This window comes from Brevibacterium sp. VCM10 (assembly GCF_000583215.1).
Taxonomy (GTDB): domain Bacteria; phylum Actinomycetota; class Actinomycetes; order Actinomycetales; family Brevibacteriaceae; genus Brevibacterium; species Brevibacterium linens.
Map to the genome: position 1 here is coordinate 66,401 of NZ_JAJB01000008.1, position 11,592 is coordinate 77,992.

General features: G+C 63.6%; 12 protein-coding genes. 5 read left to right on the top strand and 7 right to left on the bottom strand.

Annotated features, from left to right (window positions below; all coding sequences use genetic code 11):
* Positions 1–20: 20 nt before the first annotated feature.
* The 7 genes from AD89_RS0101740 to AD89_RS0101770 all read right to left on the bottom strand — a co-directional run bounded on the left by AD89_RS0101740 (position 21) and on the right by AD89_RS0101770 (position 6,724).
* Complete coding sequence (locus tag AD89_RS0101740) at positions 21–1,229, bottom strand: CaiB/BaiF CoA transferase family protein (RefSeq protein ID WP_025776886.1); 1,209 nt, start codon at positions 1,227–1,229, stop codon at positions 21–23.
* Between the two features lies 1 nt (position 1,230).
* Positions 1,231–1,656 (bottom strand): Zn-ribbon domain-containing OB-fold protein, encoded by a 426-nt coding sequence (locus AD89_RS0101745; protein WP_025776887.1) that lies wholly within the window; start codon positions 1,654–1,656, stop codon positions 1,231–1,233.
* Between the two features lie 33 nt (positions 1,657–1,689).
* Positions 1,690–2,892: a thiolase family protein gene (locus AD89_RS0101750; protein ID WP_025776888.1), complete on the bottom strand. Its 1,203-nt coding sequence runs from the start codon at positions 2,890–2,892 to the stop codon at positions 1,690–1,692.
* Positions 2,893–2,901: 9 nt separating this feature from the next.
* Positions 2,902–3,411 (bottom strand): MaoC family dehydratase, encoded by a 510-nt coding sequence (locus AD89_RS0101755; protein ID WP_025776889.1) that lies wholly within the window; start codon positions 3,409–3,411, stop codon positions 2,902–2,904.
* Positions 3,412–3,440: 29 nt separating this feature from the next.
* Positions 3,441–4,592, bottom strand: coding sequence for an acyl-CoA dehydrogenase family protein (locus AD89_RS0101760; RefSeq protein WP_025776890.1), 1,152 nt, complete (start codon positions 4,590–4,592; stop codon positions 3,441–3,443).
* Between the two features lie 186 nt (positions 4,593–4,778).
* Positions 4,779–5,963: a CaiB/BaiF CoA transferase family protein gene (locus AD89_RS0101765; protein WP_231488353.1), complete on the bottom strand. Its 1,185-nt coding sequence runs from the start codon at positions 5,961–5,963 to the stop codon at positions 4,779–4,781.
* A gap of 77 nt (positions 5,964–6,040) precedes the next feature.
* Positions 6,041–6,724, bottom strand: coding sequence for a GntR family transcriptional regulator (locus AD89_RS0101770; protein ID WP_051504977.1), 684 nt, complete (start codon positions 6,722–6,724; stop codon positions 6,041–6,043).
* Positions 6,725–7,007: 283 nt separating this feature from the next.
* Here AD89_RS0101770 and AD89_RS0101775 point away from each other — a divergent pair, with 283 nt between their 5' ends.
* The 5 genes from AD89_RS0101775 to AD89_RS0101795 form a co-directional block, all read left to right on the top strand.
* Positions 7,008–8,375, top strand: coding sequence for a phenylacetate--CoA ligase family protein (locus tag AD89_RS0101775; RefSeq protein ID WP_025776893.1), 1,368 nt, complete (start codon positions 7,008–7,010; stop codon positions 8,373–8,375).
* Positions 8,372–8,749: a carboxymuconolactone decarboxylase family protein gene (locus AD89_RS0101780; protein WP_025776894.1), complete on the top strand. Its 378-nt coding sequence runs from the start codon at positions 8,372–8,374 to the stop codon at positions 8,747–8,749. Before AD89_RS0101775 ends, AD89_RS0101780 begins: the two co-directional genes overlap by 4 nt.
* 1 nt (position 8,750) lies before the next feature.
* The gene (locus AD89_RS0101785; protein WP_025776895.1) at positions 8,751–9,698 is read left to right on the top strand and encodes an NAD(P)-dependent oxidoreductase; all 948 of its coding nucleotides are present in this window, start codon (positions 8,751–8,753) and stop codon (positions 9,696–9,698) included.
* Between the two features lie 20 nt (positions 9,699–9,718).
* The gene (locus tag AD89_RS19160; protein WP_025776896.1) at positions 9,719–10,591 is read left to right on the top strand and encodes an alpha/beta fold hydrolase; all 873 of its coding nucleotides are present in this window, start codon (positions 9,719–9,721) and stop codon (positions 10,589–10,591) included.
* Positions 10,592–10,701: 110 nt separating this feature from the next.
* Positions 10,702–11,592: HpcH/HpaI aldolase/citrate lyase family protein (locus AD89_RS0101795; protein ID WP_025776897.1), on the top strand; the 891-nt coding region annotated here is incomplete at its 3' end.

Here is an 11,592-nt window from a genome sequence, read left to right on the forward strand (position 1 = left end):
TCAGCGACCGGGCGGAGCTGTCACGGTTCTGCCTGCGCTGGGCAGCGTACCGCGCCCATATCGAGCAGCCGATCTATCTCCGATTCGGTGAACCCATTCTCTTTGAGCACCTCGGCGGTGTTTTCGCCCAGCAGCGGAGCGTGCAGGCGAATGTCCGGTTCCGTCCTCGACCACGCATGCGGGATCCCTATGGACCGCAGTCGCCCTTCCGTCGGATGATCGATCTCCGGGAAGAAATCGACGGCGGCGAAGTGCTCGTTCTCCCAGATGCGGTCTGGATCGCTCACCTCGATGCCGGGAATGTCGGCACGGTTGAGCATGCCGACGGCTTCAGACGTCGTCATGTCCGCGAAGAAGCTCCCCATGAATTCGTAGAGCAGCCCGATGTTCTCGGTCCGGCCGGCGATGTCTTTGAACCGAGGGTCCTCCGCCATATCCGGACGGCCCGCCAGCTCGAAGAAGCTGTGCCAGTGCTTGTCGCTGTAGGCCATGATCGTGATGTACCCGTCCTTCGTCGGATACGGTCGCCGCGCAGGATTCATCATCCGCTCATATCCGGCACGTCCCTGCGACGGGACGAAGGTATGGCCGTAAAGATGGTCGCCCTGGATAAAGTGCGCGAAAGTCTCGAGCATAGGCACCTGGACCTCCTGTCCCAGTCCGCTGTGCTCACGTTCCAGCAGCGCAGCCAGGGTCGCATTGCTCAGGGCCATGCCCACGACCCTGTCGGCAACAGCCGATGCCATATACTGCGGCTCCCCCTGCCGACGGCTCTGCAGCACCGGCATGCCCACACCGGCCTGGATGAGGTCGTCATATGCCGGGCGATCGGCGTAAGGTCCCTTCTGACCGAATCCGAATGCCCCCGTGTAGACGATCGAAGGATTGACCTCGCTCATCTGCTCGTACGACAGCCCGAGCTTCCTCATCGCCTGCGGCCTCAGCGAATACACGACAGCGTCAGCACCGGGGATCAGACGTCTGAGCGTCGCGAGTCCTTCGGGGTCCTTGAGGTCGATGACGATCGAGCGTTTGTTGCGATTGAGATGGAGGAAGATCGCGCTCATGCCGACGTGGCGCCGCGGACCGACACCACGGGTGGTGTCGCCGACCGGCGATTCGACCTTGATGACATCGGCCCCCATGTCCGCGAGCAGCAGTGTGGCGTACGGGCCCATGAAGTTCGATGTCATATCGATGATCCTGACACCTGAGAGCGGTCCACTCATGTCAGACCTCTCGCTTCACTGTCGCCGGGGCGAACACAGGCAGTCGCTGAGCTCCCCGTTGGATGTAGTCCACTTCCACGGCGTCACCGATGCTCAGCTCCTCCTCCGCGACGGAGAATTGGGTGAAGAGGAGGTAGCCCTCATCCATCTCGACGAATCCGACCACGTACGGGGCGATGCTCGCCCACCGGGGAGTCGCTCCTCGCATCACCGTGCTGTACGAATACACCGTTCCTCGTCCGGACGACTCGGTCCAATCGAGTTCTCCCGACGCGCAGTACGGACACCGCGACTTCGCCGGCCACACCGACTGCCCGCACCAGCCGCATCGCTGATAGGTCAGCCGGTCCTCGTTGAGCGCGGCCCAATAGGGCCGGGCGTCCAACTGATCGTAGGGCCGTGGCCACTCGTCGATCGCTGCTTCCATTCCAAACTCCTTCGTCCGAACATTCCGATGGCGTCAGCGGGTGAGGATCGCGACGGCGCCTGCCGCCACCATTCCCCCCGCGCCCTGTACGAGCACGGTCTCCGGTCTCTTCTCGGGAGACAGCCCCAGAGCCTCTCCCCTCAGCTGCCGTACTGCCTCCACCAGAGAATCCATATTGCAGGAGATGCCCGGCTGGCCGAACGACAGCCATCCGCCGTTCGTATCCGTGGGCAGATCTCCGTCGATCGCGGTTCGTCCCGAACGATAGAGATCTATTCCCGCGCCCTTCTCCGCGAATCCCAGGTCCTCGAGGATCATCGGTCCCATATGGGCGAAATTCGCGGAGATCTGTGTCATATCGATGTCGCTCGGGCCGAGACCCGACTTCCTGTACGCCTGTCTGCTGGCCTCTGCCGTCGCCGTCGTCGTCAGGTTCGGCAACGGCCCCAGACTCTCCAGGCTACTCTCCCGGAGATTCGCTCGATCGGTGAGGTATTCGTGGGTGCTCATCGAGCCATAGCCCGCCAGATAGACAGGATCCTGCTCCGCGCGGACGTTATCGGGAGAGGTGACGACGAGGGCACCGCCGGTCCCCCCGCCCCACGTCGAACACATCCACAGCCGCAGGGGCGAGGCCACATACTTCGATTTGAGAACCGTGTCCACGTCGATCTCCCCGAAACGGGACTTGGCCGCTCGAGGGTGGCCGACTCCCCATCGCTGGTTGGCGACGGCCACTTCGGCGAGGTCCGCCTCGGTGACGTCGAACTCGTGCATGTACCGTCTTGCGACCTGCGCGTAGAGGGCGGGGATGGTGGGGCCGTAGGGACTCTCGAACTGAGGGTCCGAATCCGCTTCGGCGCCCATGGCCACAGCATCGACAAACAGCTCCGTGGCATCCGACTGGAGGCAGAGGACATACTCGGCATCGCCGGCGGCGATCATCCGGGAGGCGGCCGCGAGAGTTGATGTCAGTCCCGCACCGTGCATGGTGATCTCGCTGGTGATCGTCACCGGCATCTGCATGTGGGAGATGAAGACATTGCTCCACTGCGATCGCTTGTCCGCCCACGGGGAGCGCCCGGTGAAGACGGCGTCGATGTTCGACTTGGCGATTCCCGCATCCGCAAAGGCTGCATAGCTGGCCTCGACGGCCAGCTGCATCGGATCCTTGCGGTCCTCCTTCGAAGCATATGCGTCGCCCATTCCCACGATCGCCGCGAGGGGTTCAGACATCCGATTACCTCACTTCTTCTTGCGAGGCTTTTCGGTCGGTATCGACCCAGCCATGAGTTCGTCGAGGTCTTCCTGCCTGCGGAGCATGAGCAGACTCCACTCGCTCTTCTGGCACACATCCCCGTCTTGGTTGAGGGCCTTCATCAGCAGGGTGATGATCCCGTACTTGTCGTCCTTCTCCTGTTTGCCGATGACCTCGGCTGTGACGTAGATCGTGTCGTTGATGAGCACGGGGTGCACATAGCGCAGCCGATCGATGCCGTAGTTCGCCTGGATCGACGGCCCGAAGGTGATGAGGCCGGTCATGATCGAATACGTCAGCGATCCCTGCACCAGTCGTTCGCCGAAACGCGTCTGTGAGGCATAGTGCAGATTGGAGTGGATCTCGATCCAGTTGCCGGTCAGTGCGCAGTAGTTGACCACGTCCGCCTCGGTGATCGTCCGGCCTCCGGAACGGAAGACGTGTCCGACCTCGATGTCATCGAGTGGCTTGTTGATCTGATTGTCGATGGTGACCACTTCTGTTCTCCTCTGTCCCTGTTTTCCGCTCAGCTGCCGAGGCGCATCGAACGCGCGATGATCGTCCGCTGGATCTGCGAGGTCCCGCCGCCGATGGTGCACTGAATGCTCTCACGCAGGTACCTCTCCATGTCCGCCTCGGGCAGATTGGCGAATCCTCCGAGAATCTGCATCCCGTCCAGCGCGGACTGTTTGAGCGTCTCCGAGCCGTAGAGCTTCGCCATCGACGTCTCGGCTGGCGCAGGGGCTCCCGTGGCCTTGATCTGGGCGGCGCGATAGCACAGCAGGCGAGCCGCATCCACTCGCGTCTGATTCTCGGCCAGGGTGTGCTTGATCACTTGGAAGTCATAGATGGGTCGGCCGAACTGCTCACGCTGCTGCGCATAGCGATTGGCGTTATTGACCGCTTCTTGGGCATTGCCGGTGTAGGCGGCGGCCACCGCGCAGCGCTCGAGTTCGAGGTGCTCGGTGATGATCTTCCATCCCTGTCCCTCTTCGCCGAGGAGGTTCTCGGCCGGCACCGTGACGTTGTCGAGGAAGATCTCCGTGGTGCCGGTCGCGTGGCGCGACAGCGTCGGAAGTTTGTTGATCACGAGTCCCGGGGTGTCATTCGGGATGAGGAGGACGGAGAGTCCATTGTGCTTGTCGCTCTCGTCAGTACGTACGAGCATGGCGATCACGGTGTCGTCGGCCGCAGCGCCCGAGCACCACAGCTTCGCCCCGTCGATCACCCAGTCACCGTCGACATTGCGACGGGCACGAGTCTTGGTGTTCGCCGCGTCGGAGCCGGCATCGGGCTCAGAGATCGACACGGAAAAGCGGACATCGCCATTGATGAACGGCTTGACGTACTTTTCTTTCTGTTCCGGAGAACCATACTTGATGATGTTCATCGCGGTGAAGGTCGGAACCAGGACCGAACAGGCGAAGTCGAATCCGAACTTGCCCAACGCCTCTGCCATGAGGGAATAGTCGAAGATGTCGCCGCCCGAACCGCCTTCCTCCTCGGGAATGAGGATTCCGAGCCAGCCCATATCCGCAATCTTCTTGTACGCCTCGTATGGGTACTTGCGATTCTGGTCGCAGTCACGGACGTATTCGACGGTGACTTCCCTGTCCATGAACCTGTTGACGTTCTCGAGCCAGGCTTCCTGCTCTTCGGTCAGAAAATTTGCACTCATCTCTTCACACTTCCTTCGTCGCTGTTCATGTGGATTCAGTTTCCGTCTCAGACCTACCGGCAGTCGTGCCGCCGGCCGGCCTGCGACGCACGTCACATTGCCGTGTTACGTATACTGTATACTTCATATTTGATGCTGACAACCCTCTTGCACACTGCCGGAAGACTTATTGCCAGCTCTTCGGCTTCAGCCGACGACTCCGTCGCGACGAAGCCGCTGCGCACTGCCGGGATCGAAGCCCAGCTCCTCGAGAATCGCCGAGGTGTCAGCTCCGATCGCAGCCGGAGCCAGAGGCGGACGACAGCCGGCCCTCTGGAATCGCGGAGCGGGCGCCGCGTGAGTCACACCATCGACGTCGACGAAGCTGTCCCGAGCTTTCAGATGCGCATCGTCCCGAGCCTCGACGAAGCTGAGCACCGGCGACAGACACGAATCCGTACCCTCGGTCATCGCCACCCATTCATCGCGCGGGCGAGTCCTGAATTGCACCGCCAGCCTGTCGGCGATCGCGGCCCAAGCACTTTTGTCCTCCCGCTCTCCCATGAGCGGGTCATCGGCGAGCCCGATGGCATCGAGAAGCTGCCGCCAGAATTTCTCCTCATTGGCGCCGATCGCCACGTATTTTCCGTCGGCGCATTCGTAGCACCTGTAGAACGGAGCGCCGCCGTCGAGCAGGTTGGACTCCCGCCGGTCCTCCCACATCCCATCGGCGAGGAAGCCGCGGAACATCGACAGCAGCGAGTTGACCCCGTCGACCATGGCTGCGTCGACGACATCGCCGACCCCCGTCAACCGTGATCGGAGTATCCCGGACACCACGCCGACGGCCAAGAACATGCCTCCTCCACCGAAATCGGCCACGAGGTTGAGCGGAGGAACCGGGGGCTCGCCGCGTCGGCCGATCGCATGCAAGCCGCCCGTGACAGCCAAGTAGTTGATGTCATGGCCGGCCATGCCGGAATACGGACCGTCCTGACCCCACCCCGTCATTCTGGCGTAGACGAGTTTCGGGTTCACGGACAGGCACTCGTCGGGACCGACCCCCAGACGTTCGACCGCGCCAGGACGCATTCCTTCAATCAGAGCATCGGATCGCTCGACCAGTTTGAAGAGGAGCGCGCGCCCCGCTTCCTTCTTGAGATCGACGGAGATCGATCTGCGCGATCGTCCATGGACTTCGAACTCCCGCCGGATCACAGGCGTGGCACCGAGTCGATCAACGCGAACGACCTCGGCCCCGAGGTCCGCGAGGATCATGGCCGCCAAGGGGCCGGGCCCGACACCGGCGAGCTCAACGATCTTAACCCCCGTCAGGGGACCGTATGAATGGTCGTCGTCCAGTCGCCCGGATTCGCTACGAGGAGAAAGCACCATCGCCTCCTATAGATCATTTTGTATTAAATATACACTATGACAAAAGGAAAGCGTTTCGCATCCTACAGGCTCGATCAGTCCTCGGAGTCCTCCCAGAACCCCTGATCTTCCAGCACGGCGATCGAATCCTGGACCCCGTTGTCGAAGTGGTTGGCCATCACTGCGGCAGCGCGTTCGCTGTCGCCGCTCTTCAATGCCGCGATCATCTCTCGATGCTCACGATCGGCCTGCTTGGCGAACTTGCCGTGCGATTCGTAGTACCGGAGCGGAATCGGCCGCCCGAGGCCGCGCAACACGGAAAGCAGGCGCCTGGAGTCCGCCGAATGGTTGATGATGCTGTGGAACTCGAAATTGAGTCTCTCGCGACCCTCATGGGTGACGGCTGCCTCCATCCCGTCGGCCAGACTCTCCAGCTGCGCGATCGCTTCCGGGGTGATGTGCTCGGCGGCTCGCTCGATCGTGCGCGTGGAGATCATCGCCATCACCCAATAGTGGTCGGCGATGTCGGATTTGCGCAGCGGCACGACAAATGTGCCGCGCCGCGGCTTCATCTCCAGCATTCCCTCGACCACGAGAGCGGAGATCGCCTCTCGCACCGGAATCCGGCTCATCCCCATCTCTTTGGCAATCGCGACCTGGTCGACACGGGTGCCCGGACCCAGCTCCCTCGTGAAGATCCGTCGACGCAGCTCATCGATGGCGATCTGCTTGAGGCTCTTATGCTCCGGGGGCCGGCCCGCGACCTCGTCCTTCATCATTCCAAGTCCTCAACTCTCGAGTGTTCCCCGACTTCACAGGTCGACAATTCATCGTATCGGAAAACATCGACCGCGACCCGCGGCGATGCGGTCCTTCGGAATCTGCATCAGCGCTCGACGCCAACACATGCGGTGGAGGACATGTATACTTAACACAATATAGTGGAAGGTCTCCACCGTCGGCGTCAGTTGCGTCAGCCCTGCACAGCAGGGCGCACGTTCTGGTCTAGCCGGCCCTCAACGAGGCCCCCGATCAGCTATCACCGTGATTCAAGGAGATGCAATGGCGCAGCCAACCGTCAGTCCCCATTCCGAAACGATCTGGAACGAGATCGAAGTTGCCGATCACGAGACGATCAGGAAGATCCAGGCAGAGCGACTGACCGCTCAGACCTCCTACCTCGCGGCCAACAGCGAGTTCTATCGCAGGAAGTCCGCCGACAGCGGAGTCGACCTCGCGTCCATCGACTCCGTCGAGGCGCTGCGCGACTTCCCCTTCACCGAGAAGCAGGAGTTGCGCGACAGTCTGACCGCCTCCCCTCCGCTGGGCCTCCACCAGACGGCGCCCTGGGACGGGATCGTCCAGGTCCAGGCCTCGTCAGGGACCACCGGCAGCCCCTCCTATGTGGGCCTGACCACTGACGATGTGCAGCTGTGGAACGAACTCGGCGCCCGCGCGCTCTATGCCAATGGCTTCCGCCCCGGTGATCTCATGCTCCACGCCTTCGGGATGAGCAAGGGATTCGTCGGGGGCATTCCGGTCAGCAACATCGCGAAGTACATGGGACTGGTCGACCTGCCCATCGGCGCCGAGGCCGGCGTCGAGCGTCTACTGCGCGTGGCCAAGGACTTCCGCCCGCAGACCGTCATCGGCACCCCCTACTTCCTCATCTATCTGGCGGAGAAGGCGCCGGAGATCATCGGCGTCGAGGCGAAGGACCTCGGTGTCCGGTCGCTGTCGATCGGCGGGGAGCCCGGCGGCGGACTGCCCAATGTGCGCGGATCGCTCGAGAGCCTGTGGGGCGCGACGAGCCGCGAGATGCTCGGCGGCACCGACCTCGGCGTGACCTTCTGGGGCGAGTGCGCCGAGGGCAAGGGCATGCACAACCTGTTCTCCGACCTCATCCTCACCGAGCTCATCGACCCGGACACCGGGGACGCCGTCCCGATCGTCGAGGGAGCCTCCGGTGAGCTCGTGTACACCGCGCTGACCAGGCAGGCCTCGCCACTGCTGCGCTTCCGCACCCGCGACCACGTGGTCGTCACCGGGACCGACTGCGCCTGCGGCCGGACCGGCTACACCGTCGTCTGCGTGGGCCGCACCGACGATATGCTCATCGTCCGCGGGATCAACGTCTTCCCGTCCGCGGTCAAGGAGCTCGTATCCGATCTGATGCCGCGTACGAGCGGCGAGCTGAGGATCATCGCCGACTTCGAGGGCCACTCCACTCAGGAGAACCTCAAGATCCAGGTCGAGGTCGCGGATTCCGTGCCCGCCGACGAGCACGAGCAGTTGGCGGCGGAGCTCCATGACAAGATCCGCTCCGCGCTCAACTTCACCCCGAAGATCACCCTCGTACCCGAATACACCTTTCCCCGACCCGACCATGTCAAAGTGCAGCTCGTGCAGCGAACGGAAGGACAGTCATGAAATCAGAACTCTACGAAGCGGGCCTCGCGGTGCGCAAGGAGATCGCGGGCGCGGAGTACGTCGAGGCGGCCCTCGAGGCCACCGACGACTTCTCCGCACCGATGCAGGACTTCGTCACGGAATACGCCTGGGGCGCGGTCTGGACCCGTCCAGGTCTCGACCGTCGCAGCCGGAGCATCCTCAACATCGGAATGCTCGCGGCCGCGAACCGTCCCGATGAGCTCAAGGGACACATCAAAGGTGCGATCACCAACGGCCTGAGCAAGGAGGAGATTCGCGAGATGCTCCTCCAGGTCTCGATCTACCTCGGCATGCCCGCCGGGCTCGGCGCCTTCCGCGTCGCCCGCGAGGCCTTCACGGAAATGGGGATCTGAGATGCGCATCGGCTTCATCGGACTCGGACGGATGGGGGCCGGAATGGCCTCGAACATCGCGAAGACCGACCATGATCTGCTCGTCTTCGACGTGTTCGCAGCCGCCAGGGAACGCTTCGTGGAGGCGGGAGTCCCCGTCGCCGCGACCCTGACCGAACTCGTCGAGCACAGCGAACTCATCCTCACCTCCCTTCCCGGGCCGGCCCAGGTCACCGAGGTTGCGCTCGGTCCCGGCGGCATCAAGGAGAAGGCCGCCCCCGGGACGGTCCACATCGACGTCAGCTCGAACTCCCGCGACACCGTGCTCCGTCTCCATGAAGAGCTCGCCGAGGCCGGCGTGAGCTTTCTCGACTCCCCCGTCAGCGGCGGACCAGCCGGAGCCGAATCCGGCAATCTGGTCCTCTGGGTCGGAGGCGACAAGGAGGTGTTCGACACCCATGAGCCCGTCCTCCGCTCGTTCGCGAAGAACGCCCTGCATGTCGGAGACATCGGTGCCGGCACCGTGACCAAGCTCAGCCACAATCTGCTGGGCAACATGATCTTCGCCTCGATCGCCGAGGTGTTCTCACTCGCGGTCAAGGCGGGCATGGATCCGCTCGAGCTGTGGGAGGCCCTCCAGTACGGCGTCGTCGGGAAGTCCCGGCCGCTCGACCACGCCGTCAAGCAGTTCCTGCCGAATCGCTACGAGCCGCCGTCGATGCGGCTCGACCTCGGGCACAAAGACGTCGGACTCGCCGTGCGCATGGCCAAGGACCTCGGCGTGCCCGTGCGGATGGCGGGCCTCGTCGACGATGAGATCGCCGAGGCGGTGGGCCGAGGGCTCGGCAGCCAGGACTCCCGGTCCTTCATGCAGCTCCAACTCGAACGGGCCGGGGTCGAGATCGAGGTGGACCCCGATGCGCTGTCCGCTGCGGTCGAGGCCGCACGCGAATTCCACCGCGAATCCTGAGCTTCACCCTTGCTTCGCCGTTGCGAAGCAGGGGTGAGACCTCGCGGTTCGACACCATCCGCGCCCCCAGAGAAGGCGACCACCGATATGTCCGCACCGCCGACGAGTCGGCTCCATACGGTCGAGGTCGGAACCGGGCCCCCTCGGTCGTCTTCATCCACGGTTTCAGCTGCAGCAGCATCGATTGGATCAACCAGCTCGACGCCCTGTCAACGGACCATCGGTGCATCGCGATCGACCTGCCCGGCCATGGGCAGTCACCGATCATCGCAGAGCCGACGATCGCCTCCTGCGCGGCGGCGATCGTCGACGAGCTCGACCGACTCGGCGCCGGCGATGTCGTGCTCGCCGGCCACAGCCTCGGAAGCCGGGTGATGGGCGAGGTCTACCGACAGTCGCCCGAATCCGTCCGGGGAATCGCCTATGTCGAGGGAAGCATTCTGGAGGCCGACCCGACGACCGCTGCTCGGGACTTCGCGGCCCGCATGGGCGCCGCCGGCTTCGAAACGATCCTGGACGGCCTCTATGACGACTTCTTCGTCGAGACCAGTCCACGCGACGTGTCTTCGATGATCCGACAGCGTCGCGGAGCCGTCGACCCCGACTTCCATCCGCGGCTCCTGGTCGACATGGTCGACTGGGACGCCAAGCGCGGTCGCGATGTGCTCTGCAGCATCGATGTCCCGTGCCTGGTGCTGCAGTCGACGACCGTCGGGCCGAAAATGGAGCGGCGGGCGATCACCGAGGGCGACGACTCGGCCCTCATGCGGCTGGCCCGCGAGCAGGTGCCCGATGTGCGCATCGAGACGGTCGAGGGCGTCGGCCATTTCCCCATGCTCGAGGCGGCGGAACGGACGAATGAGATCCTCCGTCGGTTCCTCTCCTCGCTCTGAGAGACGGTGCTTTGAGAGGCAGGCTGAACCACCGACAGTCGAAACCGCACGATCATTTAATATAAAATGTATAATAACGGCACGACGTCATTTGTTCGAAGGAGATCACGATGAAACCATACCGCTCAATGCTCTTCGTCCCCGGCCACAAGCCGAGCTGGGCAGACAAGGGCCTCAAGTCCGGCGCGGATGCGCTTATCCTCGACCTCGAGGACTCGGTGCCGACCGGCGACAAGGACGAGGCTCGTGCCACGGTCGCCGAGACCATTGATCGGCTGCACGCCGAGGGCGTTCGGGCGGACCTCTGGGTGCGACCCAACGCCGAGGTGACCGGAATCCAGGGACTCGACCTCGAGGCCGTCGTCCGCCCCGGCCTCGCCGGCCTCTTCCTCCCCAAGGTCTTCGATGCCGACGAGATCCGCCGGATCGACGCCGTCGTCACCCATATCGAGCGCCGCGACGGCCTCGAAGTCGGCAGCATCGGACTCATCGTCAGCTATGAGACCGCCGGTTCCATGGCCCACTGCGAGGAGATCGCCGCTGCCAGCCCCCGCGTCTCCAGTCTCCTCGGCGCGACCGGCCCGAGCGCGGACGTCGGTCGCGAGCTCGGCTTCGAATTCACTCCGGCCGGCCTCGAGACGCTCTACCTGCGCAGCCGGATCGTCCTCGCCGCACGGGCCGCGGGTCTCCACCACCCGGTCGCAGGGGTCTGGCAGGACATCAGGGACCTCGAGGGCGCCCGTCAGTTCACCCTCGACAACAAGCAGCTGGGCTACCGCGGCATGGTGTGCATCCACCCATCCCATATCGCGATCGCGAACGAGATCTTCACTCCGACACCGGAGCAGGTCGACCATTCCAAACGCCTCATCGCAGCGTTCAACGAGGCCGAGGCAGCCGGCAGTGCCGCGGTGGACTTCGAGGGACAGCACATCGACATCGCGCACGTGAAGACGGCCGAGGGCCTCATCGCACTGGCCGAGTCGATCGACGCCGCATCC

Coding starts and splice junctions, on each gene's coding strand:
- AD89_RS0101740 (WP_025776886.1), bottom strand. CDS start 1,229: ATGAGTGGACCGCTCTCAGGTGTCAGGATCATCGATATGACATCGAAC.
- AD89_RS0101775 (WP_025776893.1), top strand. CDS start 7,008: ATGGCGCAGCCAACCGTCAGTCCCCATTCCGAAACGATCTGGAACGAG.
- AD89_RS0101750 (WP_025776888.1), bottom strand. CDS start 2,892: ATGTCTGAACCCCTCGCGGCGATCGTGGGAATGGGCGACGCATATGCT.
- AD89_RS0101760 (WP_025776890.1), bottom strand. CDS start 4,592: ATGAGTGCAAATTTTCTGACCGAAGAGCAGGAAGCCTGGCTCGAGAAC.
- AD89_RS0101745 (WP_025776887.1), bottom strand. CDS start 1,656: ATGGAAGCAGCGATCGACGAGTGGCCACGGCCCTACGATCAGTTGGAC.
- AD89_RS0101780 (WP_025776894.1), top strand. CDS start 8,372: ATGAAATCAGAACTCTACGAAGCGGGCCTCGCGGTGCGCAAGGAGATC.
- AD89_RS0101770 (WP_051504977.1), bottom strand. CDS start 6,724: ATGATGAAGGACGAGGTCGCGGGCCGGCCCCCGGAGCATAAGAGCCTC.
- AD89_RS0101785 (WP_025776895.1), top strand. CDS start 8,751: ATGCGCATCGGCTTCATCGGACTCGGACGGATGGGGGCCGGAATGGCC.